Here is a 25848-nt window from a genome sequence, read left to right as displayed (position 1 = left end):
CTTCCTTTCAGGAAAGAGTAATCCCGATATAGACATCGTCGGGAATTTTATGGTTTTTGTCGAGTGATTTAATCATTCCGCATTTTTGTGATTGGCAGTTTTCAAAAAGAGCGTTATCGGATTTGCCCGTAAACACAAACCTTTCTGATTTTGTATTTTCAAGCAAAAGTGCGGAAAGTTCGTTTATATTTTTATAAGCCGAGTAAAAAACATCGGCAGTATTTTCGTTTTCATCAAATACGGCAAAGCAGTCATTCTTATTGATCACCTTTGAGCCGTAAATCTCATAATAGGACTTTGCAAATTCAAAAAAATTCTCATTATATATGAAAGAATTTTCTTTTGAACAGCCGATATTCAAGCCCTTCTCTGCAAAATTTTCAAGCATTTGCCTTGAAATTTCACGGCTTTTTACGGTGCAGCTCGGAGCATATCCGAGCTTTGCGTAAAAGCCGTACAAACCGTCATTTGCAGGGAAAAGCAGAGAATAGACATCACCGTTATTCTTTGCGTCATTAAGTGCAAAATCAATCAGCCTTGACATTATCCCGTTGCCACGGTAAGATTCATCGGTTGACGCACCGCAAAGATAATGCGATTTTTCGCCGTTGAGCGTACCTTTTACAAGGTAAAGAGCCGAAACGATTCTATCGTCAACAACGGCACAGCAACCGTCAAAAAGGTCGCTGTCAAAAATCAGGTTGACGGCAGTTACATCCTCGTCAAAACACGAGAGCCACAGCTTTTTTAGGCTTTCGGTATCGGATTTTTCGGTTTTGCGAAATATCGTTTTCATCGTTTTTTCGGTATTGCATTCCAGCGGTCAAGGATAATAACGGGATTGTATGAAAGTTTAGACTTTTTGAGTCCCTCAAGTCCCATATCTTCCTCACGGTTTATATACTCATACTGCGTAAGAGTTTTGGCAAATTCGTTGTTGATTACGGCATAAACACCGTCATATTCACGAAGTGCCTTTTCAAAGTTGATGTCATACACCTTGGGTGAAATTTCACTTCCGAGTGTCATGGCAACGGGCTTTGAGTCAACATACAGTACAGCGCCCTTGACATTGTATTCGTCTTTGAGGTCGCACATTTCCCTGATTGCCATAATTTCGCTTGAAGCTTCGGGATCGGTGTCATTTTCCGCACACCACAGTTTTGCAACCGTTAATGCATCGGGAATGTTTGAATCCGACAGAGTTTCAAAACGGGTATCGGTGTAGGTTCTGTAAAATTTTGAAATGTGGTTACGCTTTGCGTGAAACCTTTTGCCCGCAAGGGTTGCAAGGTCACGGGAAGTGTAGATATAATCCTGATTTTCGGGTGAACGGACATAAGCAAATTTGTCGGGAAACATTGTTTCAAGCATTGCACGATTGCCGTTTGTCAGCATAACAATTTGCAAATTGCCGTTTCTCTCCTCGGCATCTTTGAAAACCTCTTCAAGCGCACCCTTTATATTTTTGCCTGTAGGCATACAGTAACCCCAAACAGACTCGTCGGGATTACAATACACCTTGACAATTGTATCATCATAAAAAGCAAATTTAATATTGTATTCGTTTCGCCAAAGATAAGCGTTCAAAAGGTTGGTATCGCAACCCATGCACTCATCATAATCGTAGTATTTTTTAAGTTCGTTTATGTCACTTTGCTCAATTTTTTTAAAGCTCAGCATAAATTTCAGCCGCTACCCTCTCTATCTCTTCCGATATTTTTTCTATACTCTTAATCTCTCCGTTTTCACAGCAATTAATAACCTTCCAGCCGCATTTTTTAGCGGCATAAACTGCACTTTTTCGACAGTCAAGAAGGAAACGGAGGTTTTTTTCATGCAAATCTTTCTTGCTGTTGTCACCGCCGTAGCGTTTTTCCATAAGCTTCTGCGAAACCTCGGGTTCAACATCAAGGTAGATTACAAGGTCGGGTTTCGGAATCCCGAGTTTTTCGTATTCAAAATCGTTCAGCCAATCAATAAAGCTGTTCCACTCCTCTTTCGGGAGTTTGGACATCTGATAAATTATATTTGAAGTCACATAGCGGTCGCTTAAAATCACACCGCCGTTGTCACATTCCTTTTTCCAAAACTGAAGATAGCTTGCAACACGGTCAACCGCATAAAACGCACTCGCTGCATAGGCATTGACATCATCGGGCTTGTCACCGAATTCGCCGTCAAGATACATCTTCACGGGAGCGGCGGCAGGACTTTCATAATTCGGGAATTCAAGCTTTGTGACCTTTTTTCCGAGAGCGGAAATTTTTTCGCACAAAATCTTTGTCTGCGTAGCTTTTCCGCTGCCGTCAAGTCCCTCAATAACAATAATTTTGCTTTTCATATATACCTTACTTTTCTCTGCCGTATTTCTGACGCATTTCCTTTTGCTTTCCGCAACACATATTGCCCTCGGGGCATGGTCCGAACAGGCATGACGGGCCGCAGTTTTTGAAAAGGTGCGGAGCAACCTCAAGACATTGCAAAAGCATCTGTTCGGCAACCTCACGAATTTCCCACTGCGCTCTGTTGCAACAACGGTGTGCAAAAAAGTTCTGCAAGCTTCTTGCATTGAAAGTGCAGACAATTTTTGTTGTCGATGCATTCGGAAGAATAAATCTTGCGTCCTCATTGGCTTTCTTGATGAAAGCATTGCAGGATTTTTTGTCATCAGCCTTGTAGGCATTGATAATTTCTTCATCCGTTCCGCTGTATTTATCGGGACATTTCTCGTTGATGTAACCGACAGCGAGTGCATCTCTGATTTCCTTGTAAGCGTCAGCCTCAACCTTGAGAGCCTTTTCATAGGCGGCAAGAGCCTTTTCGTTCTTTGCAATCTCGGGCGGAGTTACAAAGTCAAACCTTGTGCCGTCAACATAGCGCTGTGACTGCTGACTGTAGGATGCAATTCTGTGGCGGACAAGCTGGTGTGAGCAGGCTCTTGAAATGCCCTCAATGCCGAATGTAAAATATGCGTGTTCAGTCGGACTGGCATGACCAAGGCTTGCAAGCATATCAATAAATGAGGAAGTTTTTTCCTCGTCAAGACCTTCTCTTATATCTTCAATCCCTGACGGTGAATAGCAAAGCTTTGCCGCCATTGCAACAGTCTGTTCAGGGTTAGGTGTGTGTGTAAGGAGCGTTACCTTTATTGCCATTTTTAGTTTTCATCTCCCATTTTCGATAAAGTTATTCACAATTTTCTATATTCGGATTTATTATAACATTATTATTCAGTCTTTTCAATGGTAAAAACGAGCAAAAATCCCGACAGTACAAAACCTGTCGGGATTTCTGATTAAAATACTATTTTCTTGTAATTGACCAACCCTTTGAGTTGAAACCGCTTACTGTTTTGCCTTTTCTGTCAATACAACGAACTGTGTAGGTTACCTTCTTACCCTTTTTAGCACCTGAATCTGTGAAAGAGGTTGAAGTTGTATCTTTTACCTTTGTCCAGCTTCCGCCGTCATATTTTCTGTAAAGTCTGTAGCCGTAAACGCCTGCGATTTTATTCCAAGTTACGCTTACACCCTTTGATGTGTTTGAAAGCCTTGTAATTGTCGGAGCAACAGGAGTGTATTTCTTCGACCAACCCCTTGAATAAAAACCGCTGACGGTATTGCCGTTCTTGTCAATACAACGGATTGTGTAGGTTTCGGTTCTGTTAGGACTTACTCCCGAATCGGTGAACGATGTGGCAGTTGTGTCCTTAAATCTCTTCCAACCGCCTGACGATGTTTTATAGTAAAGTCTGTAACCGTAAACACCTGCGATTTTGTTCCAACTAAGCTTGATACCGCCTGTGGTGATATCGAGTTTTGAAATTGTCGGAGCAACAGGTGTATATTTTTTTGACCAGCCTGTCGAGTTAAATCCGCTGATTGTGTTGCCGTTTTTGTCAATACAGCGGATTGTGTATGTTTCAGTTTTATTCGGTACTACTCCCGAATCGGTAAACGATGTGGCGGTTGTGTCTTTAAAGCGTTTCCAACCACCCGACGCAGGCTTGTAATAAAGTCTGTAGCCGTAAGCACCCGAAACCTTGTTCCACGAAATCTTGATACCGCCTGTTGTGTTTGCAAGGCTTGTAATCTGCGGAGTGGGAAGATTTACGGTAACTTTGCAAGTTGCGGTTTTGCCGTTTGAAGTTTTTACCGTGATTGTTGCCGTACCTGACGCTTTGGCGGTTACTTTGCCGTTGCCGTCAACAGTTGCAACGCTTGAATTTGAACTGCTCCAAGTGCATTTTTTATTTGATGCATTTGATGGGTATACTGTTGCTCTGAGATTTGAGGTTTTTCCAATGTCAAGTGTTAAAGTTGTCTTGTTGAGGGCAACCGAGGTTGGAACAACCTGCAACTGAACAAAATTAAAATCATTGTTTCGTGCATATCTTTCAGCTTCTGTACCCTTGTAGCCTTTGATTGTAAAACCGCTTACTTTATTATAATTCCAACCGTCTTTTGTAGTATATCCTACAGCATTATTTCTAATGTCAGTAACACTTGAAGGAATTGTAATTGTTTTTAAATAAGGATTGTTGTTCGTACTCATGAAGTAAAGGGTTTTTATTGTACTCGGCACGGTATATGATGTATCTTTTTTCGCTTGCGGATATACTAAAATTTCAGTTTTCTTTTTATCATACATAATGCCATTAGCGCTACTGTAGTTATTATTTGAGGAACTGACAGTAATACTTTCAAGAGCAATACAATCACCAAATATAAACCGACCATCGCCTTGAGTATAACAATACTTTAGTCCGCTACCTATTGAAACTGTTTTCAATGAACTACAACTATCAAAGGCATAAACACCAATCTCTGTAACACTATTTGGCAAAGTAACGCTTGTTAAGCTTGTACATGATTCAAAAGCCCATCCGCCTATACTTTCTAATTTGTTTGAAAGTGTTAAACTCGATAGATTTTCACATCCTGAAAAGGCAAACTCATCAATCTCTGTAACAGAATTTGGTATTGTTACTTTTTTCAAATTAGTTTTTGCAAATGCGCTGTAACCTATTGACTTTAAACTATTTGAAAATGTTACAGTGCTTAACGAATAGCAATTTGCAAAAGCATAGCTATCAATTTCCTTTACAGAATTTGGAATTGTAACACTCATAAGATTGTTATTCTCTCTAAATGAAGAATTCCCAATTTTTGTCACTTTATTCCCATAAATTGTTGACGGAATAGTGACATTAGCCGCATGACCATTGTACTTTGTAATCGTACAGGTATAGTCATCTTCGAGGGTATATTCAAAATCGCCGTAGGTTGCGCTTACGCTTTCCTGTGATTCGGCGGCTGAGGCTGTAATCGGCACGGCAACCGCAAAAGTTGAAAATACCATTATACCCGAAAGGACTGCACATAATAATTTTTTCATTTTCTTTCCTCCTAACAAGAATTTTTAATAAAATAATTATCTTATTAAGATAATTATATATTCCTATTTTTCAATTGTCAACATATTTTAATCTGATTTGGCTATTATTTTTATTATTTATGAAACAAATGGTATAATAAACCAAAGAAACTAAATTACAGGCAAAGGTGTTATTATGGAGTTTTCAGTCAGATTAAAAGAATTGCGTGTTGACAACGATATGTCACAGACTGAGCTTGCTGAAAAGCTGAATTTAAAGGCGAGTGCAATTTCAAAATATGAAAAGGGCATTACACAGCCGTCTATTGACACGCTCAAAAGCTTGGCGGAAATTTTCAGCGTTACGGTTGACTACCTTATCGGTATGTCAGATATCAAAAATCCATACAGCAACTCACAAATTACACCGAACGAAGCCGATTTGATAGAACATTTCAGACAACTGACCTACGAAAACAAAATCCGAATTGATGAAAGAATTAAAACAATGGCAGATGCGTGATACTGCGTAATATATAGTAAGATGTAAGCGGAGAGTATCCGCCTTTTTTATTTTAGAACGAAATTTGATTAAAAAATTGATTTGCAATAATAAATCGGTTGGTAATAAGGGTATATAAGTTAATTTAAGTATAATATAGTGTGTCGGGCGGTCAAAAACCGCCGTTTATTTTTGCCCCAAAATAATTGGAAATAAAATTATATTTCGTTCGTAGAATTATCCAAATAAGACAATTTTAAAACAATTGCAAAATTGTAACGGCAAACAATATCCATACATATAAAAACAGTCGGATAGACGAACTACCCGACCGTAAATTTTACTTTTCAATTTTCAGATTTTTAATTAAAAATTAATCAAAAATCATTTTTCATAGATATTGAGCAAAAGAGCCTTGATGTCATAGAGTTTCTTTGAGAGGTCAACATAATAGTTATGCGGATTTTCAAAACGCTTAACCTCGTCCCAGAGAAGGTCAATCTGCTCACGGCAATAGGTTGCGATTTCCTCAATTGACGGTGACTCATACACGCACTTGCCGTTCTTGAAGATTGGCACAAGAAGTTCCTTTGCAGTATAGTTATCAAGCATTTTTGTTTTCCAAACTGCATTCGGATCGAAAATTGTTCTCGGCTTTGAATCGTCAACAACCTCATCATAAATGCAAAGCTCATCGGCAATAGCCTTACCGCTGTCCTTGTCAAAGTAGCGGTAAACCTTTTTGAAGTGCGGATTTGTAATCTTGGTTGTATTTTCGCTGACCTTAATTTTCGGCACAATTTCGCCGCCGTCATTTTCGACGGCAACAAGCTTATAAACACCGCCGAATACAGGCGAGCTTGATGAAGTGATGAGTCTTTCACCGACACCGAATGTGTCAACCTGAGCGCCCTGCATCATAAGGTCACGAATAAGGTACTCGTCAAGAGCGTTTGACGCAGTAATTGTACATTCAGTAAGACCTGCGTCATCAAGCATTTTTCTTGCTTTCTTTGAAAGATAGGAAATATCGCCCGAATCAAGGCGGATTGCACACTTGGTCTTACCCTGCGGAAGAAGAACCTCCTTGAACACCTTAATGGCATTCGGGACACCGCTCTTTAATGTGTTGTATGTATCAACAAGGAGAGTAGGATTATCGGGATACATCTCGCAGTAGGTTTTAAAAGCGTCATACTCGCTGTTGAACATCTGAACCCATGAATGTGCCATTGTACCGCCGGCGGGAACGCCGTAAAGCTCGTCTGTAAGTGTGCAGGCTGTACCCTTGCAGCCGCCGATATATGCAGCTCTTGCACCGTCAACTGCGGCATTTGCACCCTGAGCACGGCGTGAACCGAATTCAAGTACGGCTCTGCCCTGAGCGGCACGGACAATTCTGTTAGCCTTTGTCGCAATGAGAGTCTGATGATTGATTGTGAGGAGAAGGAATGTTTCAACAAGCTGAGCTTCAATTGCAGGCGCTTTGATTGTCATAACAGGCTCGTTCGGGAAAATCGGAGTTCCCTCGGGAATTGCATAAACATCACCGCTGAATTTGAAATTTCTCAAATACTCAAGAAACTGCTCGTCAAAAATGCCCTTGCTCTTGAGATACTCAATATCCTCGTCTTCAAAATGAAGTTCCCTGATGTACTCAATAGCCTGTTCAAGACCTGCCATAATCGCAAAACCGCCGTTGTCGGGAACTTTGCGGAAGAACACATCAAAATAGACATTCTTTTTATAAAAACCGTTTTTAAAATAGCCGTTTGACATTGTAAATTCGTAGAAGTCACACAGCATAGCCATATTTTCTTTTTTCATAATAATCACCTTGAATGAGATTGTATATTCTGCAACGCAGAAGCATAGATATAGTTTAGTCTTTTTTCGTCAATTTGTAAAGCGGAATTTGCACAAAAGCCGTTAAAATCCAACCCTCTTGCCTATACATTTTTAATATCTCGGTTGACATTTTACCGCTTAAAGGTATAATTAAGTTATATCGAAAACAATCCACTCGGAGGTAAAAATATGAACAGCGAAAATAATAAACTCTGCCCATTCTGCGAAAGCGAAATGATGATTATTCAGGACAACCTCAACAACGGCAAGCCGTACCTTGAATGCCCCACCTGCGGACTCCGTTTCCAAATTGAAGGCTTCCCCGAAAATCCGCAGGAAATCAGAGAAACTGAGTGATTTGGTTAGCTTGATTTGTCTGATTTTAATGTAATTCAATTAAATAAGCATCACAAAAAAGCGAAAGCCGTGTATCCGACTTTCGCTTTTTGATTATGCAATTTATATACACATAATATTATCTGACTTTTAATGTCTCTGTAGCTTAACAGATAATTTCCTTCGTAATATTAAAGATAGATATACCCAACCAAAGTTCCACATCTGCTACTCATTTGAGCTTTGGTCAAAGTTTTATAACCTGAATAGTAGTATATACCTTTTTCAATGGTATATACATTATCATACGTTACTCTATTCCAGTTAGATTCAGTTATGGTCACATTATTGCCATCAACCTTTTCAACGTATGCAACATGACCATATGAACCATTAGACCAAACTGCTATAGAATTATTTTTTGGAGTAGCCCCCACAGAATAGCCATTATTTTTTGCCACCGAATACCACGTACGTGCATCTCCTCTACATGGAAGTTTCTTTCCTGTCACCTCGTTTGTTCTACCCCACGCATACCATGTACACTGACCAAACCAGTTAGCTTGTGCAAACGGATTCAAATTTTTATTATAGGAATTCGAGTATAGATTAGGTGAGGGATTCTCGTAGGTAGGTTCTGATGGTTTATCAAATGTTACATAGTCTTTATGTGTATATCCTTCAATGATATTTCCATTATGACGATTACTACCTTTAACATTGTACCAATCACCATTTAACTCACCGATAACCGTGATTTGTTGTCCCTCGTTAAACCCGCCTATTGATGTATAACCCGTACCTGGACCTTGTCTTACATTTACATTGCCTATATTGCCGGTATTATAAACCCATGCAGTTCGTTCCCGAACAATTACCTGTTCAAACCGGATATAATCTCTATGAGTATATCCTTGAATCGTTTCCCCATTGTGTCTATTTGAGCCACGAACTTTTAACCAGGTATCAGTTGTGCTACCAATAACTGTAATCTGTTGACCTTCGTTAAAACCTCCAATTGATGAATAATTAGTTCCAGGACCACTACGAACATTTACATTTCCTATATCCTGGGTATTACAAATCCATGCGGTTGTTTCAGGTGCTGTATACTCGGTTGTGTTGACAAGTTTCCACTTCTGCATATCATTTTCACAGTTATATGAACCATAAAAAATATTGGATCCATTGTCTTTGCCGCTAGCTTCAATAGCACCTTCTTGAAGCATATTCAATCTAATTATGTAATAACCATCATATGTTTTTGTAAACAACCACTCTTGAGCTTGCCAATCATTATTTGTCCAAAGATCGATGTTCAAACCAACTTTAAGAGGATCATTAAAAGAAGTTCCTCCTCTATTAACATCTAACATTAATTCTGGAGAAGTAGCACTCCAAAGCTTATATCTGTTATCATCAATACGTTCTAATTTAATTTTTTGTTTTGGATTCGAATTACCATCGCCACTCCAAAGATGAACATTAGTTCCATTCGAATTACCACCCTGATGGTCAAGATATGAATTTGTACCCTTTAACTTAAAGCAATAATTTCCATTTGCAATATATGATACAAGCTGATTAACTTTTATTGTGGAAGTCGCCTTAACATTTCCAGTGGCAGACGTAGCAGTAATTACTGCTGTTCCTGCTGTTTTCGTAGTAACTAAACCATTACTGTCAACTGATGCGATATCAGGATTTGATGAGGTCCATTCAATATTTCTATTTGTTGCATTTGTGGGAACTATACTAGCATTAAGCTGTATTGAAGTTCCTGAATAGACAGCTTCAGGTGCAGTTTTGTCAATTGAAATCTGTTTAATATCAACATACTTATTTACTACATTTATCGTAGCACTACTTTTAACACCGTTAGATGAAACAACAAATATTTTGGTCGAACCAATTCTTTTACCAGTTATTAGACCATCGTCAGTAACTGTCACCACACTATCATCGGAACTCATCCAATATAATTTATCATTGGTTGCATTTGACGGCGAAATTTCGTAACTTACACGAATAGTCTCATCAAGAGCAATCTCTATATTATCAGGAAGCCAAATGGCCGAAATATTAACACCATCAGTAGGATTAGTCGGACTTACTGTAGTAGAAGTTTCCTCATCGGTTCTTTCCGGCAATTCACTTATTATTCCAACAATATATTTCTGAATAGCAGTTGCATCCTTTATATTAACTTTCCCGTCAGAATTTGTATCAGAAACAGCATATTGAATATTATCTTCCTTTAAAATTAAGACTAAAAACTTTTGCAATACTGTTGCATCAGTTATATTTACACTAGAATCGTTATCCACATCTCCACATAATCCAGAATCTGTTTTTTTCAACTCTATGCTATTGTTTTTTACAAAGCCAGTAATACCATCACCAGTCTTTATGAAATAAAAATCATCTTTAGAAAATAAAACAAAGCACTTAGTATTTTCATTAAGAGTAGCACGTACTTTTTTATCTTCCCCTGAATTTGATAGAAGCGAGGACTCTGAAGGATTATGGTACACAGTAGTTTCTCCTACTGTAACCGCGTCAACATTGATATCATAATAATCTTTTGAACTCTGTACATTTGATAGAGGTGAAACAGCTTCTTCAGGGACATATGCACAAACAAACTTACCTGTACTTAAAAATGGATACATTACAAGATAGTATGCACCATCCTTACACAAAATTTCCAACTCATCATTTTCCCAAACTTCCCAAACAGTTTTGGACTTAGAATCAGGTAACATATAAGCAGTCGATTTCTTTGTTGCCACTCCATTAATCTTACTACTTAAATTTTTATCTGGAATTCCATAACCAGTTATCTTTGAACTTGAAATTGCATAAAATCTTTTTCTAACACCATAAGTACCCTCTGTTGAATCATAAGCATTGCCTTCAATAGTATAAACGATGTCATCTTCGCACTTTTCAACTATACCAACATGCGTACAATCATTAAGAAAAATCAAATCTCCTGTACTCGGTGTATAGTCAGCACTATCTCTCCACAAATTTTTATTTTTAAACCAATTTCTTCCCACACTACAAGAAGAAAATTTAGGTATGGACAAGTTAGAAATATTAGCTTTCCATGCACACCAACTAACAAACATTGCACACCAAGGCGAACCAGACATGCCATACCATTCCCCATATTTAGAAATAAAGGTACCATCAGAATTAGTAGTTTCTATATATCCGACCTCATCAGAAGCTATATTTGCCATAGTTTTATAGGGATTATCGCTTGTAGCCGCAAATACATTAAATCCACTTATCGAATTAATAAAAACCATAATTATAACCGCAATGGATACAATTGTCTTAAACTTCTTTTTCATAGTTTTCCCTCACTTTACATATAAAATATTATGGTATAATTATAGCATCACTAATGTATAAAATCAATGTAAGACATGCAAGAAAAAAGCCTCATACTCTTGTTGATAATGCACAATATCCATATCAAAGATAAAAATAGCATAATTTTTAGTGCAGAATAGATAATATCAAATTTTGCAAAAATGTGTTGACAAATCGACTGAACGGTGATATAATTTATCTTGCGTTGAAATTTATAAGTAAGTTTGCAAAACCGACCTTCATAATTTCATCGGTTAAAATTAATATAGGGGTATAGCTCAGTTGGTAGAGCAGCGGTCTCCAAAACCGCGTGCCGAGGGTTCAAGTCCTTCTGCCCCTGCCAAATCAAAACCACCCGTCCAACGGGTGGTTTGCTCTAGGGCTATAAGCCCATGCTACCGGCCAGCGCCTCAAGACGCTGGCTTTCACTTTGTTCAAGCCTATTGCCTTTGCCTCTTTCGCCACCCCTTAAAGGGTGTTTGTATTACTCGCCACCCTTAAAAGGGTCTTCATATTCTCGTACACTTAATTTATCTAGTGCTATATCATGCTTTTCTTGGTCTTCTATGTATTTTCTTATGGTTGCTTCATTTAGACCTACTGTACTCACATAATATCCTTCTGCCCAAAAGTGCCTATTTCCAAACTTATACTTCAGATTTGCGTGTTTCTCAAACATCATTAACGCACTTTTTCCTTTTAAATATCCCATAAAACTTGACACACTTATCTTCGGTGGTATACTTAATAGCAAGTGTACATGATCTATCATCATATGCCCCTCTAGTATCTCCACTCCTTTGTACTGACATAACAATCTTATTATGTTTTGCAAACTCTGTCGATACTGTGCATATATTATTTTTCTTCTATACTTTGGTACAAACACTACATGGTATTTGCACATCCATTTAGGTCAGTTTACAAGGAACTACACGCAGACCGTGAAACGGGCTGCTGACAACAAACGGCGCTATGCTCCCGGCTGGGTGCATAGCACCTGTTTGTTGCGGGGGTTTCCAAAGGGGGCAGCGCCCCATTTGGCACACGACTTTGCGGAGCAAAGTGTAGTGTGTTATACGCTCTGTCGGCGTTGCCCTGAAAATACCGTTGCCGCCGGGGAGGGCAAGGGCATTTGACGCGGCAGGAAAGCAGGGCTTTGTTTGGGGCTGGTAAGCCGGAAACAAAGGGCTGATTTCAGCAGCAGACAGGGCGTATTATGAAAGCCCCCGTCCCTCGTCCTCCGCCCCCGGCCTATGGGACAAAAAGTCCCAAAGCTCTGGACACCGTGACCAGATGTGTGGCCACACTCCGGGAAAAGTAGCAGGACGGCAGGAAACCGTCAAGGCTGAAATGAATGGGCTGACGCCCGGCCTTGACCGTTCCCCGCCGCCCCGCTGGATGGGTGGACAAGGTGGCCAATCCCTAAAAGTGTTTGGCCGCACTCGTTCATTTTGGGGCCTTTCTTCTCCCAAAATTGAAATGGGCGGGAAAGCCCTAAAATGGCTTTCCCGCCTTGATTACCCATTAGCAAAGACGGGCGAGACTGTCAACGGCGGCGCTGAAAGCGCCGTTCATCTTGACCGTTGACTGGCTCGCCTGGCTTTGCTACTGCCCGTAAGAGATGGAAAAACAAGATGGAAAACAAGGTTAAAAATGGTTGACAAGTCTATCGGATGTGTGTTATACTGTGCGACAGTTTGAGATTGGAAGGAGGCTTACGTGTGTTAATTTGTGTACGCTAATAAGCAATAAAAAGTAGAAGTACCTTTCCACATGATGGTGGGCTTTTTTTGCGTGCGTATGCAAAGGAACACGTAGGTTTGACACGAGCAGTCTTTGAACTGTATCGTGGTGTTTTTTCGTGCTTTGTTGTTATGCAGGCGTCTGCCCTCTCTGTGGGACAACGCCTGCTTTTTATTGCAGAAACAAAGGAACAATGCAATAAAAAAGGAGGTTCGCATTATGACCCAAAACAACAATTCATGGAGAAAAACTTATTTTACACTTCTTGCCGGACAAGCAATATCCTTTATTAGCAGCGGTATTTTGCAAATGGCCATTATCTTTTATTTGGTTGCGAAAACTAATTCTGCAATCATATTGACGGCGGCAACACTGATTGGATTTTTGCCGCAAGCCTGTTTAGGCCCGTTTGCAGGTGCTTTTGTTGACCGGCACAGCCGTAAAAGCGTAATGATTGGTGCGGATTTGATAATTGCCGCCGCTGGCGGTATTCTGGCGCTGGTGGCGTTTTACATGGAATTGCCCGTATGGTCTATTATGGTTGTCCTGTTAATCCGAAGTGCGGGAACTGCTTTTCATTCTCCAGCATTCAGCGCAGCAACACCTATGATTGTGCCAAAAGAGGAACTTACAAAATGCGCTGGTTACACGCAGACCATGCAAGCAGTAAGTGCGATTATCAGTCCAGCTGCCGCAGCGTTTTTATATGCTGTTTGGCCTCTTAATGCAATTATATTGTTAGATATTGTGGGTGCAATCCTTGCCTGTGTGACTGTTGCGATTTCGTCCATACCAACGCCTGAACTATGTCCAGAAACGAAAAGACAACAGTTTTTACAGGATATGAAAGAGGGGTATGTGGTATTAAAGCAAAACAGGGGCCTCTTTGCTCTGCTCTGGATTGGTGTAATTTATATGTTCTTTTATATGCCAATCAGTACGCTTTTTCCTCTCATCTGTATGTCATACTTCAAAGGAACACCGGCCCATGCCTCTGCCGCTGAAATTGCTTTTGCGGTTGGTATGCTGCTTGGCGGAGTCATTCTGAGCATTTGGGGCGGTTTTAAGAAACGGCGGTACACCATCGGTCTTTCCGTTCTCCTGATGGGCGTTAGCAATATGCTCTCCGGGCTTTTGCCGCCAGACGCATTTCTTGTCTTTGTTGTGTGCTGTACTGTTATGGGAATTTCCGCTCCATTTTACGGTGTGCAAAATGCGATTTTTCAAGAAACGGTCAAACCAGAATATCTGGGGAGAGTTTTTTCTCTACTGACAAGCGCCGCTTCCCTCGCCATGCCGTTTGGCCTTGTCATTTCCGGGCCTCTGGCGGAGCGGCTGGGAGTTGAGAAATGGTTTGTCATTTGCGGAATTGGCATTATCATCGTTGCGCTTGCCGTATTTTTACTACCCGGTTTGAGAGAGATTGACAATACGCAATAATCAACTGCACCTTTTTCTATTACTAAACAAAATGCCTGGATGGTGGTTCTGAAAAACCAGAACCGCCGTTCAGGCATTTTTTATCTTCGTCCTCTCTGCGGTTTTGGATTCTTCAGCAAGTCGGATTTTTCCGCAATCTTTTTCAGCCACTTCCGTTCTTCTACTGACAGCTTCCTAAAATTCAGCTTGAGCCGTTTGCAGATAAACGCCAAGTACGCTTGTTCCGTGTCGCTGTCCTGGCTGACGATTTCACCAGCAGTTTCCAGCATTTCTTTTAGCGGGTTATCCTCTGGGACGCTGAAAAAATCGTCCTTGTGTGTTTCCCGCAGAGCAAGGGCAATCCCGTTTATGTCCCGTTGTATCACATAGCGGCAAAACTCGTCCTCATCAATATGGGCGGTGATAAGCTGTCTTAACTGCGTATCACTCATGCCAGGATTATGCTTTTTTATAACAGTTGCGCTCATCGTGTCCACTATGGCGTTTGCACCCTGCGCCTGTTTCAGTGCCGTTCCGTTCACATAGATTTCAAGGTCAGCCATCAGCCGGGGGAAATCCGGGTGCGCCGCCAGCTCACACAGCAGGGTATTGTCTATCCTCCCGCTTTTCAGCAGGTCAATCATTTCATCACTCAAACGCAGGTCTGCAAGATCGGCGTTTGGGTGATTTTTCATTTCAGACAGCCCCAGCAGATAATCAGCGGTCACACCGTAAAACTTCGCCAGCCGGATAAGGGCATAGTGGCTGATGTCCTTGAAGTCTTCCGTTTCGTAACTGCCCAGCGCAGACTTGGAAAGCCCGGTCTGCTCCGCAAGCTGCCCCAGCGTCAAGCCACGCTCCACACGTAGGTCTTTTAATCGCTCTTGTATGGATAAAGACATATTCACCCTCCTTGCTAGCTCAACGAAAGAGAAGCCGTTATGCTATGTACTATGCTCATAGCATAACGGCATAGGCATTTACAGTTTTATTTTACCATTTGCTACATCTTCACGAAATTTATCAACAAGCTTCGCTGTCAGCTTGGATTTACCGTAGTGTTCAAGTACAAAAGTACGATAACTTTTTCCATCTACAAGCACATCACTTTTTCTGGTCAACAACCAATTTCCGTTACCTCCTCCCTGTTCTCTAATATTCCAGTCTTTCCCATATCTTTTATAGATTTCATCTTTTTTACCTTGAACAGACATTGATTCGCTTGGAATATAAACAATTTGCATAATAGCTCCTCCTTTATTTTGTGCAAGAAGACCAGAAACCTGAATTTGTCTTTTATCTTTTTTTGATTATATCACAAATCCGAGAGCGTGGAAATAGGGAGTTTTTCAGGCTGATTTCCTACCTCTTGGATATACGGCACAGGCGGTCAAAAAGGTGTAGACTTGGGATAGTTCATCGATGGACAAGCACCTTGGAAACAGAACACGCCAAAGAAAACGGAGGGACGCATGAGCAAAAGACCCTATCAACACCTGCCGCCGCTGGAACACAGGCCGGACGGCTCCCCCTACCGCATAACCCCGCCCCAGAAGAGACGAGCCAGCGGCCTGATACGCCGGGAGTGCTGCAACTGCGAGGACGGAAACTGCCTTGCGCTGGACGATGGCGACACCTGCGCCTGTCCGCAGATGATTTCGTTCTCCGTCTGCTGCAAGTGGTTCCGCTGGGCGGTCTTGCCGCTGGACAGGACGCTGGAAGCGGAGATTTACCGGGACAGGGACTTGAAACGCTGTGCGGAGTGCGGCGGTGTGTTCGTCCCGAAGTCCAACCGGGGCAAATACTGCCCGGACTGCGCCGCCAGAGTTCACAGGCGGCAGAAAACAGAAAGTGAACGGAAAAGGAGGTCTGCTGTGGACAGTTAAGAGCGGGAAAAGCCTTGATTTGCAAGGCTCCGCAAGCCCTCAACCGGGGCGGCTGGTATCATTTATCATTCGCCCCGGAAAACGGGCCTCTAACCGTCCACAAAACACGCTATGACAAACACGATTTATATTCACCAGCCGGAAAAGGCGTTCAGTTTCACCCGGCTCCCCAATTTCCTTTTTGAAGCACCCACATTCCAGCCCTTGAGCAACGAAGCGAAGGTGCTGTATGCCTTTGTCCTGCGCCGGGCGGAGTTGTCCCGGAAGAACGGCTGGGCGGACGAGTACGGGCGGGTCTACCTGTACTACCCCATCTGCGAGGTGGTCGCTTTGCTCCGCTGCGGGCGGCAGAAAGCGGTCAACACCCTGCGGGAGTTGCAGTATGCGGGGCTGGTGGAAATCCAGAAACAGGGCTGTGGAAAACCCAACCGCATTTACCCGAAATCCTATGAAGCGGTTCCAAACACCGACTTCAAGAAATCCGGTTATGGTACGCCGGAGGGCTGAAAACCGTACTTGGCGAGTACGAAAATCAATCCTCTTGAAGTACGGAAATCTGACGGTATATAGAAATACAGAGATTAAAACCATCTATTTACATTCATTCCATTCCAATCCTATCAGAGATATTTTCGGCGGGAAAACCCGCCGGAAAGGAATGGAATGGGGAAAGGAGTTCAATGGCACAACACGCAATTTTGCGATTTGAGAAGCACAAGGGCCACCCGGCGGGGCCGCTGGAAGCCCACCATGAACGGAAAAAGGAGCAGTACGCCAGCAACCCGGACATTGACACCAGCCGGAGCAAGTACAATTTCCACATCGTCAAGCCGGATGGCCGCTACTACCATTTCATTCAGAGCCGCATCGAGCAGGCCAGATGCCGCACCCGCAAGGACAGCACTCGGTTTGTGGACACGCTGATTACCGCCAGCCCGGAGTTTTTCAAGGGCAAGTCCCCAAAGGAGATAGCGGCCTACTTCCAGAGGGCGGCGGACTTCCTCATTGACCGGGTGGGCCGGGAGAACATCGTTTCGGCTATGGTACACATGGATGAAAAAACGCCCCATCTGCACTTGGTCTTTGTGCCGCTGACAAAGGACAACCGCCTGTGCGCCAAAGAAATTATCGGCAACCGGGCCAATCTGACGAAGTGGCAGGACGATTTTCACGCCTGTATGGTGGAGCAGTACCCCGACCTGGAGCGTGGGGAAAGCGCCAGCAAGACGGGCCGGAAGCATATCCCCACCCGGCTGTTCAAACAGGCGGTCAACCTCTCCAAACAGGCGAGGGCCATTGAAGCGGTTCTCTCCGGCATTACCCCGCTGAACGCCGGAAAGAAGAAAGAGGAAGCCCTCTCCATGCTGAAAAAGTGGTTTCCGCAGATGGAGAACTTCTCCGGGCAACTGAAAAAATACAAGGTCACAATCAATGACTTGTTAGCGGAAAATGAAAAGCTGGAAGTCAGGGCAAAGGCCAGCGAAAAAGGCAAGATGAATGACACGATGGAACGGGCGAAGTTAAAAAGCGAACTGGACGATATGCGGCGGCTGGTTGACCGTATCCCGCCGGAGATTTTAGCGGAACTGAAACGGCAACAGCGGCAGCATGGAAAGGAAAGGTGATCTTATAAGTAATATCAGATACAAAAAGGAAATCGAAATCGTGACTTTTCAGGGAAAGGAAATCACACTGGAAAATCTCTCCCCGGTGTTCACGCCGGAACAGGAAGCAGCCAAACGCCGGGAACTGGAACAGCAGCTTTATGAGGTGTTCCGCAAGTACGCCGACAAGCGGGAGAGTGAGGAAGCCGGGACATAAGGTTTTCCAAACCCATCATTGATTTGCGGGGCTGCTGGCGGTATAATAGAACTGTCAGCAGCTCCGTTTCTTTTTTAAGAAAAGGAGCGACAATATGAACAATCGGATAGACGCAATCTATGCAAGACAATCGGTAGACAAAAAGGACAGCATTTCCATTGAAAGCCAGATTGAATTTTGCAAATACGAGTTGAAAGGCGGTAACTGCAAGGAATACACAGACAAAGGGTACAGCGGCAAGAACACAGACCGTCCGAAGTTTCAAGAACTGGTGCGGGACATCAAGCGGGGCTTGATTGCAAAGGTCGTGGTTTACAAGCTCGACCGTATCAGCCGTTCCATTCTGGACTTTGCCAACATGATGGAGCTGTTCCAGCAGTACAATGTGGAGTTTGTGTCCTCTACGGAAAAGTTTGATACCTCCACGCCGATGGGACGGGCCATGCTGAATATCTGTATCGTGTTCGCCCAGCTTGAACGGGAAACGATACAGAAGCGGGTAACGGACGCTTACTACTCCCGCAGTCAGCGGGGCTTTAAGATGGGCGGGAAAGCCCCTTACGGCTTCCATACGGAGCCTATCAAGATGGACGGTATCAACACAAAGAAGCTGGTGGTAAACCCGGAGGAAGCGGCCAATATCCGGCTGATGTTTGAGATGTACGCCCAGCCCACAACTTCCTACGGGGACATTACCCGGTACTTTGCCGAACAGGGGATTTTGTTCCATGGCAAAGAGCTGATACGCCCCACGCTGGCGCAGATGTTACGCAATCCTGTCTATGTGCAGGCAGACCTTGATGTGTACGAATTTTTCAAAAGTCAAGGTACAGTCATTGTCAATGACGTTGCCGATTTTACGGGCATGAACGGCTGCTATCTGTATCAAGGGCGAGATGTAAAGGCCAGCAAGAAAAACGACTTAAAAGACCAAATGCTGGTACTGGCTCCCCATGAGGGTATCGTCCCCTCCGACACCTGGCTGACCTGCCGCAAGAAGCTGATGAACAACATGAAAATCCAGTCTGCCCGGAAAGCCACCCACACATGGCTGGCAGGAAAAATCAAGTGCGGGAATTGCGGGTATGCTCTTATGAGTATCTACAATCCCTCCGGCAAACAGTATCTCCGCTGCACGAAACGGCTGGACAATAAAAGCTGTCCTGGCTGTGGGAAAATCATCACTTCGGAACTGGAAGCGGTTGTTTATCAGCAGATGGTAAAGAAGCTGGCAAGCTACAAGACGCTGACAGGAAAAAAGAAAGCGGCAAAGGCAAACCCGAAAATCACCGCCCTGCAAGTGGAACTTGCCCATGTAGACAGCGAGATTGAAAAGCTGGTGGACAGTCTGACGGGGGCAAACAATGTCCTGTTCTCCTATGTGAATGTGAAGATAGCGGAACTGGACGGGCGCAAGCAGGAACTTCTGGCAAGGATAGCGGAGTTGACTGTGGAGGCCATCAGCCCGGAACAGGTCAGCCAGATTTCCGGCTACCTCGATACCTGGGAGAATGTATCTTTTGATGACAAGCGGCGTGTGGTGGATTTGATGATCACCACCATAGCCGCCACAAGCGACAGCTTGAACATCACATGGAAAATCTGACTGGCGGCACCCCTCCCGTCAGATACCTACCCTGTGTAGTCCCTTGTAAACTGTACTTTTGTGTGGGATAAACTATTTGTTTTATTTGCCATTAAAATCACCTTTCTTTTTTACAATAGACTTGAACATTCTTATTGTAATACGATTGGTGATTTTTTTGTATAACTTTTTATGCACACCCGCATAGCGGGTGGTTGTTTGTACCACGCAAGCGTGGCACTGGGTAAACCCATTAACACAAGTCCTCAAAAATGGCTTAGATAAGCCGTTTTTGGGACTTTTTCTTTTTACAGAAATATTGCAAATTATATCAACGGATTTTAAACCTATGATATGTAAATCTTATATTTGTTTCATGTTTTTGATGGCATTTACATTTGGGAGGACATTCTCGGATTTCTATCGGAACATTAATGTTGTTATTTTCTATTGAATCCTTAATTGCCTCATACGCCAGAGAAAAATACTTTTGTCCATCTTCTCCGGGATTATCAATAATAATCTTCTTCAAATACTGAAAAGAAATCGGTTTGCTTATATTTCTGACGGTAATATGATTACCGAAATCTCCCTTATGAAAACCATAATACAAGCTGTCAACATCAGGGAAATATCGTTCCTCATAAGGAATGTCTTCATCCCAATTTGCAGGATTTTCCTGAGTAATGCATATATCATAATCTGCAACCTCATCCAAAACATCTACGGAATAAACAAATGTTATTACGCCGTAATTGTTCACATCCTTTGCACGCTCATATATGTCAACCGAATCAAAGAATATGTCATTGTATATATTGAATTTTTTATCAATGTCGTCACTTTGCTGATCTGTTTGAGGGAGATTATATTTTTCAACCGTTTCTCTTGACAATAGTCCGCCATTATTGATAAAAGTTAATGACGTTATTACCGAATTCACATGAAATAATTCTGTAACACCTTTGTGTATAAGTACCTTTTTGACTTCTGCAACTTTCATAAATAAATTCTCTTCTTTCAAAAAAGCTGTCACCGATAAAGAAAATTACAATGATTAATTAAGATATTCCGTGTAATTCCTGATACAATGTTTTTGCATAAGTATCGGTCATTCCGCATATATAATCAGTTACAAGCAAAAGACGAAGATATAATTTTTCCTCCTTTGTTTTTTCTCTGGAATGATGTCTGTATGCGCTCATATAGTTTTGTGAAATTATATTCATCAGGCGTCTATCCAACGCATTTTGCTCAATTTCGGTATCGTAACTGATTGCCGCATTCACAAATTTATCAAGCAAAAAATCTATTATTGTACCTGCTGATATTTCAAGCTTTTGGATATGTTGTGACTCAAACACTTTTTCTGCTGTAATATTCCCCAAAGCTTTCATAAGTACATTGCCATGTGACACTTTTAATATTTCACTTTTGAATGTTCCGTTCATAATGTCAATATAATTTGATGTAAATCCATATATTGCACAACTGATCAAAAAGCCCTGTATACTGACTATCCAATTTTGTACCGCATATAGATCCGGATTGGCAATTTTCTTGCTTTTTGCAATTTCATATTTATTTTCAAGTGTTTTTACAGCATCCAAATAGTGTCCTTTTTCCTCACCTTTACACATATTGAGATATGCATCTTTTTTAAGTTCTTCAAGAATCATATCATATGTCAGATAATTTTTCTTTACAGCATCTTCTATGTCCGCTGTTCGATAAGCTATGTCATCAGCCGCCTCAAGCAGAAATGTGAGCGGATATCTGCAACCTACAGCTCCTGTGGATTCACTTATATCATCATACAAGTCCTTTTCTGCATAATAATACCCCATTTTCTTATTCTTGATATCTCCGCTTTTGGTATTAATATCACATGAAGAAACAGGATATTTTACAATTGTATTTAAAAGAGCGTATGTTAAATGCATTCCATTTTCGTCAACAAGGTAATGCAGTTTTGTTAAAAGTCTTAACGCTTGTGCATTACCCTCAAAGTTGTAAAAATCATTACACATCTGTTCATTGAGCAAATCTTTGACATAATTTTTACCAATTTTTAAGTTTTCAAGATTATTCTTAAACCATATTCTTATTGAATATTCGCCAAAATGCCCGAAAGGCGGATTTCCTATATCGTGAATCAATCCCGCACATTCAAGAATACTGCAAATTTTATTAATATCCTCATTTGAAGGTTCAAATTCAGAACGAAAGCCACTTTTATTTTTAAAACTGTCTATATGATCTATAATGTACAAAAAAGACGACTGTCCCAAAGATTTTGCGAACGAAGCAACTTCGAGCGAATGCGTAAGCCTTGTGCGGACAAAATCACTTTTATCAAGAGGAAAAACCTGTGTTTTATCCTGTAATCTTCTAAAAGAAGCACTTCCGATTATTCTGTGATAGTCCTTTTGAAATTCATTACGCATATCATTATTATTTTTCTTATTATTTTTATTACTTTGATTGCATTGACGCTTTTCACATAATAATTTTTTCCAATCCATATTGTTTACACCTTCTTTTTCTTAATGAACTACATCTCTATGCTTTATCTTCCAACTTGAATATATCCTGTACCTTTTTTACATTGTCATCAGGTGTGTCTACCTTTTGCAACAAATCTAAATAAAAAGCTTTTATATCATGGTCTTTTAAAATCCATAGCACTTGATTGTTACTAACAGCAATCTCAAATAATAATTTAATTTGTTCGGATGACCACTCATTATATACACTCAATTTTTTTACAATCGTGTGCGTACTGATAAAGTCAGAACTGTTTTCCAATGCATATATCAAATCTTCTTTTGCTTTTTCTTCGTCGGTCTGAATACAATTCTTATTAACATTTTCTGCTTCATTCTTACATTCATAATGGTAGTTTTCAAGTTTTTCATTATATGCTGTTCTGTCTATGATGGATTTGATGAGTAAATCTAATTCAGTTCCTTCAGAATAATCTGCAGGAACAAAATATTTTATTCTGTTATCATTCATCATTTTATAGACTTTCTTTTTATCAATTGTGTCCGGATTATAAACACCAATTGAATGTCCGCCGTATGTATTCACCAATTTCATACACGGAATATCTGTATCGCTGTCACCGATATACACCATATTTCTGAACGGCACTCTTATATCCTCCGGTGCAAAATAATCATTAACACACGGATCATTCACATCTAACACGCCTTTTTCAATTCTAAAGAGAAATTGAGTTTTATTGGTGTAGTTTACAACCTGAGCAGGCCACTTTGCTACTCCTTTTTCATTAAAATAGAATGAGCTTGCATAGATTTTTTCAAAAGCGCCGTTCTTGGCTATCTGAGTTCCTTCAATCATTTCTTTCAAACCGGAAGAAATAATATAATGTTCAACTATTACACCATTTCTAATTCCATAATCTCTGATTCGTTCAAACCACTCGGCTACACCGGAGAATAATTTCACTTTGGAACCATACTCTTCCAATTTCTTTCTGTTAAACACAAAGTTTCCTTCTGCTTCAACCATCATCTTATACATGTAGGCTAAATTTTGATCCATTTTGTTTTCTTCAGCAAGTTTATTAGATTCAAGCCAAAATTTTTTAACATCGTAATTTACTGACTGAATATATCCCTGCGCCTGCATATCATCCGGAGATAGCGTTTTATCGAAATCATAACATATCGCCAATACCGGCTTGCCTTCTTTTTGCTTTCTTTGATATTCTTGAGTTGTCATCTAATAATCCTCACTTTCATTGTTATATGTTTTTATTAAAAATTATTGCGTGATAATATATCACACAATAAAAACTCATTCTTCTTTGGTTCGTCAATCAGATGTTATTTTTTTGAATGTTGACTTACAAAATAATACCTACAAATTTATTTTAGTATGCAATTCAATTTACAGCAAGCTATATATATCATTCACCTTTATAATACCACTAATAACAATATTTTGCAATACTTTTCAATTTTTTTATTCATTGTTTACATCAGCTATTAATACTTTTACACAAATCAAATAGGAGAACATATCTTCGCAATATGTTCTCCTGTATAATAAACTAAATTTCCTTCATCAAATATTCTTCGACTTTTATCCCAGTATGTTATTATAAATATTCCAAGTAATCCATATGCTTTCTGTTTTGGCATGATAAAATCCTCCTGCATTTTTAAATTTATAATTCTTTCAACCTGTTATCAACATTATACCAAAGGTCACTGTACCATTATCTACCATTTGCTTGAAAAAAACAGCCCTGCAAATGGGTACAGGGCTGTAAATTTAAAGATTTATTCATTGCTTATCGGATTTAATCGTCTGTAGCTTTGAAAGTTATTTTATTTTCGGTCGCAAAGGTGTGTGCATAGGAATCTGTCGGGGCGTGTATTGTTAGGTCTTTTGAATCTTTGAAGGCAGATTTTCCTATGTAGGACACATTTTTGGTCAGGTAGATATCCTCAAGGGAGTAGGATTCTTTGAACGCATTATCGGCTATGAATTTTACTGTGTCGGGAACGACTGTTTCCTTTGCACCGCCGTAATTTATTGCATCATCTGCAATTGAAATCACATCCAAGCCGTCAATATGTGCAGGAATTTCAAGCTTTTCCTCTGTCGACATTGGGTTATAGTTAGTTATTACGCACACGGGCTTGCCGTCATCATAGATAACATCATAATTATAATATTCGCCGTAATACGCACCGTTTCTGATTTTTGAATAATCGGTATTTTTAGCCTCCGGATTTTCAGGCTCGGTCGTATAGTTTTTATAATTGATTTTATTTTCAACCGCAAATTTTTCAGCATAAGAACCCTTTTCGGCATATATCGTAAGGTTGTCAATGCCGTCAAAAGTGGTTTTTGCAATCTTGTTTACGGAGGGCGCAATATAAATTTCCGTTATATTTTTTGAATCCTTAAATGCGTCATCCTTGATTTCACAAATGCCGTTGGGGATAACAACTTTTTTAAGACAATCAAATTCGCTGAAAGCTTCCTTTTCAATAGCTGTTATCTTTGTATTTTCATCATATGAAGTAGGAATATACGCATCGTCCAAGCCGTAATATCCGCCCCGAAACAAGCAGACAGTGGCATAAAAATTTCCGTTTTCATCGTCTTGAAACTGAATTGAAAACTGACCGTCGGCAGAATCCTTTAGACTATATTTTTCATCAACAGCCATTTGTTCAAATCTGTTATTTACGATTGTCGCTCTGGCAAGGAAAGACAATCCGAGCAAAGCGACAACCGAGATGCAAAGAACAACGAAAAATTTATGAGTAAACAGTTTACTTTTCATGCAGCTCACCTTCTGTCATTTTCAAAACAACATCACAAACTTCTTCCAAATCCTCTTTGTGATGAGTTGTGATAACCACGAGCGCACCTCTTTCTTTTTCTTCTTTAAGAAGCTTGTAAATCAGCTGTACACCGTCATTATCAAGTGCATTTGTCGGTTCATCAAGCAGGATTATTTTCTGCTTTTCAAACACAGCTTGAGCAATATTCAGCCTCTGTTTCATACCAAGCGAAAACTTTTTCACCTTTAAATCGGACTTTAATCCAACACGCTCAAGCGCTGTTTTTATATCCTCATCGGTGGCGGTTTTCTTGATTTTGCCGAGGATTTTCAGATTGTCAAAAGCATTGTACTGGGGCAACAGGTTCATATTTTCAATCACGATGCCTATGCTCGGAGGGAACGACATATCCTTGTGCAAAACCTTTCCGTCAATCACAACAGAGCCGCTGTCGGGAACAAGCAAGCCTGCAATTGCTCTCAAAAGCATAGTTTTGCCCGAACCGTTGTGTCCGTAAATTCCGTAGATTTTGCCGTACTCAAAATTGTAACTTACATTATTTAAAATCGGTCTTGATTTGATACTTTTACAATAATTTTTTATTTCTACCAT

The 25848-nt window shown here is 40.8% G+C and carries 25 protein-coding genes and 1 tRNA gene; 10 read left to right on the top strand and 16 right to left on the bottom strand.

The window, feature by feature from the left end; all coding sequences use genetic code 11:
* Positions 1 to 7 precede the first annotated feature (7 nt).
* The 5 genes from WMO31_RS05830 to WMO31_RS05810 all read right to left on the bottom strand — a co-directional run bounded on the left by WMO31_RS05830 (position 8) and on the right by WMO31_RS05810 (position 5400).
* Positions 8 to 796, bottom strand: a complete 789-nt coding sequence (locus WMO31_RS05830; protein WP_117948859.1) for a GNAT family N-acetyltransferase — start codon at positions 794 to 796, stop codon at positions 8 to 10.
* The gene (locus tag WMO31_RS05825) at positions 793 to 1683 is read right to left on the bottom strand and encodes a DUF2156 domain-containing protein (protein ID WP_367999365.1); all 891 of its coding nucleotides are present in this window, start codon (positions 1681 to 1683) and stop codon (positions 793 to 795) included. The genes WMO31_RS05830 and WMO31_RS05825 overlap by 4 nt, the downstream gene beginning before the upstream one ends.
* Positions 1670 to 2344, bottom strand: coding sequence for a dTMP kinase (locus WMO31_RS05820; protein ID WP_278418332.1), 675 nt, complete (start codon positions 2342 to 2344; stop codon positions 1670 to 1672). Before WMO31_RS05820 ends, WMO31_RS05825 begins: the two co-directional genes overlap by 14 nt.
* Positions 2345 to 2351: 7 nt before the next feature.
* Positions 2352 to 3152: an FAD-dependent thymidylate synthase gene (thyX, locus tag WMO31_RS05815; protein ID WP_101028904.1), complete on the bottom strand. Its 801-nt coding sequence runs from the start codon at positions 3150 to 3152 to the stop codon at positions 2352 to 2354.
* A 154-nt stretch (positions 3153 to 3306) separates the two neighbouring features.
* The gene (locus WMO31_RS05810; RefSeq protein ID WP_303689263.1) at positions 3307 to 5400 is read right to left on the bottom strand and encodes a leucine-rich repeat protein; all 2094 of its coding nucleotides are present in this window, start codon (positions 5398 to 5400) and stop codon (positions 3307 to 3309) included.
* 175 nt (positions 5401 to 5575) lie between these two features.
* Between WMO31_RS05810 and WMO31_RS05805 the strand changes: the two genes are divergently transcribed.
* A complete protein-coding gene (locus tag WMO31_RS05805) occupies positions 5576 to 5902 on the top strand; it encodes a helix-turn-helix domain-containing protein (protein WP_181979566.1) in 327 nt (108 codons plus the stop codon).
* Positions 5903 to 6265: 363 nt separating this feature from the next.
* Here WMO31_RS05805 and WMO31_RS05800 read toward each other — a convergent pair whose 3' ends face one another.
* Positions 6266 to 7708, bottom strand: a complete 1443-nt coding sequence (locus tag WMO31_RS05800; protein WP_015523285.1) for a nicotinate phosphoribosyltransferase — start codon at positions 7706 to 7708, stop codon at positions 6266 to 6268.
* A 210-nt stretch (positions 7709 to 7918) separates the two neighbouring features.
* Between WMO31_RS05800 and WMO31_RS05795 the strand changes: the two genes are divergently transcribed.
* Positions 7919 to 8086 (top strand): hypothetical protein, encoded by a 168-nt coding sequence (locus tag WMO31_RS05795; RefSeq protein ID WP_015523284.1) that lies wholly within the window; start codon positions 7919 to 7921, stop codon positions 8084 to 8086.
* A 170-nt stretch (positions 8087 to 8256) separates the two neighbouring features.
* On the opposite strand, the gene WMO31_RS05790 is transcribed toward WMO31_RS05795, so the two are convergent.
* Positions 8257 to 11427, bottom strand: coding sequence for a CHAP domain-containing protein (locus WMO31_RS05790; RefSeq protein WP_367999364.1), 3171 nt, complete (start codon positions 11425 to 11427; stop codon positions 8257 to 8259).
* 289 nt (positions 11428 to 11716) lie between these two features.
* On the opposite strand from WMO31_RS05790, the gene WMO31_RS05785 reads away from it, so the two are divergent.
* Positions 11717 to 11792: transfer RNA gene (locus WMO31_RS05785), tRNA-Trp, on the top strand.
* Between the two features lie 141 nt (positions 11793 to 11933).
* On the opposite strand, the gene tnpA is transcribed toward WMO31_RS05785, so the two are convergent.
* Positions 11934 to 12356, bottom strand: a complete 423-nt coding sequence (gene tnpA / locus WMO31_RS05780; protein ID WP_367999363.1) for an IS200/IS605 family transposase — start codon at positions 12354 to 12356, stop codon at positions 11934 to 11936.
* A 524-nt stretch (positions 12357 to 12880) separates the two neighbouring features.
* Here tnpA and WMO31_RS05775 point away from each other — a divergent pair.
* Together WMO31_RS05775 and WMO31_RS05770 are read left to right on the top strand one after the other, a co-directional pair.
* Complete coding sequence (locus WMO31_RS05775; RefSeq protein WP_005929412.1) at positions 12881 to 13039, top strand: hypothetical protein; 159 nt, start codon at positions 12881 to 12883, stop codon at positions 13037 to 13039.
* 375 nt (positions 13040 to 13414) lie between these two features.
* Positions 13415 to 14635, top strand: a complete 1221-nt coding sequence (locus WMO31_RS05770) for an MFS transporter (RefSeq protein WP_002584949.1) — start codon at positions 13415 to 13417, stop codon at positions 14633 to 14635.
* A gap of 80 nt (positions 14636 to 14715) precedes the next feature.
* Here the strand turns inward: WMO31_RS05770 and WMO31_RS05765 are convergent, their stop codons facing one another.
* Positions 14716 to 15516, bottom strand: coding sequence for a helix-turn-helix domain-containing protein (locus WMO31_RS05765; protein WP_002575858.1), 801 nt, complete (start codon positions 15514 to 15516; stop codon positions 14716 to 14718).
* Between the two features lie 78 nt (positions 15517 to 15594).
* Positions 15595 to 15858 carry a hypothetical protein gene (locus WMO31_RS05760; RefSeq protein WP_002575859.1) on the bottom strand — a complete coding sequence of 88 codons (264 nt, stop codon included), beginning with the start codon at positions 15856 to 15858 and terminating at the stop codon, positions 15595 to 15597.
* Between the two features lie 228 nt (positions 15859 to 16086).
* On the opposite strand from WMO31_RS05760, the gene WMO31_RS05755 reads away from it, so the two are divergent.
* From WMO31_RS05755 to WMO31_RS05735, 5 genes are all read left to right on the top strand, one after another.
* The gene (locus WMO31_RS05755) at positions 16087 to 16500 is read left to right on the top strand and encodes a cysteine-rich VLP domain-containing protein (RefSeq protein WP_002575860.1); all 414 of its coding nucleotides are present in this window, start codon (positions 16087 to 16089) and stop codon (positions 16498 to 16500) included.
* A 111-nt stretch (positions 16501 to 16611) separates the two neighbouring features.
* The gene (locus WMO31_RS05750) at positions 16612 to 17007 is read left to right on the top strand and encodes a replication initiator protein A (RefSeq protein ID WP_002575861.1); all 396 of its coding nucleotides are present in this window, start codon (positions 16612 to 16614) and stop codon (positions 17005 to 17007) included.
* Positions 17008 to 17180: 173 nt separating this feature from the next.
* Positions 17181 to 18125, top strand: a complete 945-nt coding sequence (gene mobV, locus WMO31_RS05745) for a MobV family relaxase (RefSeq protein ID WP_002575862.1) — start codon at positions 17181 to 17183, stop codon at positions 18123 to 18125.
* A 4-nt stretch (positions 18126 to 18129) separates the two neighbouring features.
* A complete protein-coding gene (locus WMO31_RS05740) occupies positions 18130 to 18321 on the top strand; it encodes a hypothetical protein (protein WP_321118048.1) in 192 nt (63 codons plus the stop codon).
* A gap of 94 nt (positions 18322 to 18415) precedes the next feature.
* A complete protein-coding gene (locus tag WMO31_RS05735) occupies positions 18416 to 19927 on the top strand; it encodes a recombinase family protein (protein WP_002575864.1) in 1512 nt (503 codons plus the stop codon).
* Between the two features lie 310 nt (positions 19928 to 20237).
* Here WMO31_RS05735 and WMO31_RS05730 read toward each other — a convergent pair whose 3' ends face one another.
* The 6 genes from WMO31_RS05730 to WMO31_RS05705 form a co-directional block, all read right to left on the bottom strand.
* On the bottom strand, positions 20238 to 20909 hold the full coding sequence (locus tag WMO31_RS05730; protein ID WP_015523265.1) for a hypothetical protein: 672 nt from the start codon (positions 20907 to 20909) through the stop codon (positions 20238 to 20240).
* A 58-nt stretch (positions 20910 to 20967) separates the two neighbouring features.
* Positions 20968 to 22431 (bottom strand): deoxyguanosinetriphosphate triphosphohydrolase, encoded by a 1464-nt coding sequence (locus WMO31_RS05725; protein ID WP_367999362.1) that lies wholly within the window; start codon positions 22429 to 22431, stop codon positions 20968 to 20970.
* A gap of 37 nt (positions 22432 to 22468) precedes the next feature.
* Complete coding sequence (locus WMO31_RS05720) at positions 22469 to 23656, bottom strand: HAD family hydrolase (RefSeq protein ID WP_367999361.1); 1188 nt, start codon at positions 23654 to 23656, stop codon at positions 22469 to 22471.
* Between the two features lie 284 nt (positions 23657 to 23940).
* Positions 23941 to 24078: a hypothetical protein gene (locus tag WMO31_RS05715; protein WP_367999360.1), complete on the bottom strand. Its 138-nt coding sequence runs from the start codon at positions 24076 to 24078 to the stop codon at positions 23941 to 23943.
* Positions 24079 to 24239: 161 nt separating this feature from the next.
* On the bottom strand, positions 24240 to 25235 hold the full coding sequence (locus WMO31_RS05710; RefSeq protein ID WP_367999359.1) for a leucine-rich repeat protein: 996 nt from the start codon (positions 25233 to 25235) through the stop codon (positions 24240 to 24242).
* The gene (locus WMO31_RS05705) at positions 25225 to 25848 is read right to left on the bottom strand and encodes an ABC transporter ATP-binding protein (protein ID WP_021883436.1); all 624 of its coding nucleotides are present in this window, start codon (positions 25846 to 25848) and stop codon (positions 25225 to 25227) included. The genes WMO31_RS05710 and WMO31_RS05705 overlap by 11 nt, the downstream gene beginning before the upstream one ends.

It is taken from the genome of Ruminococcoides intestinale (genome assembly GCF_040095935.1).
In the GTDB taxonomy this organism is placed as follows: domain Bacteria; phylum Bacillota; class Clostridia; order Oscillospirales; family Acutalibacteraceae; genus Ruminococcoides; species Ruminococcoides intestinale.
The sequence above is the reverse complement of the archived record's forward strand: the minus strand, read 5'-3'. Positions and strand labels throughout refer to the sequence as shown.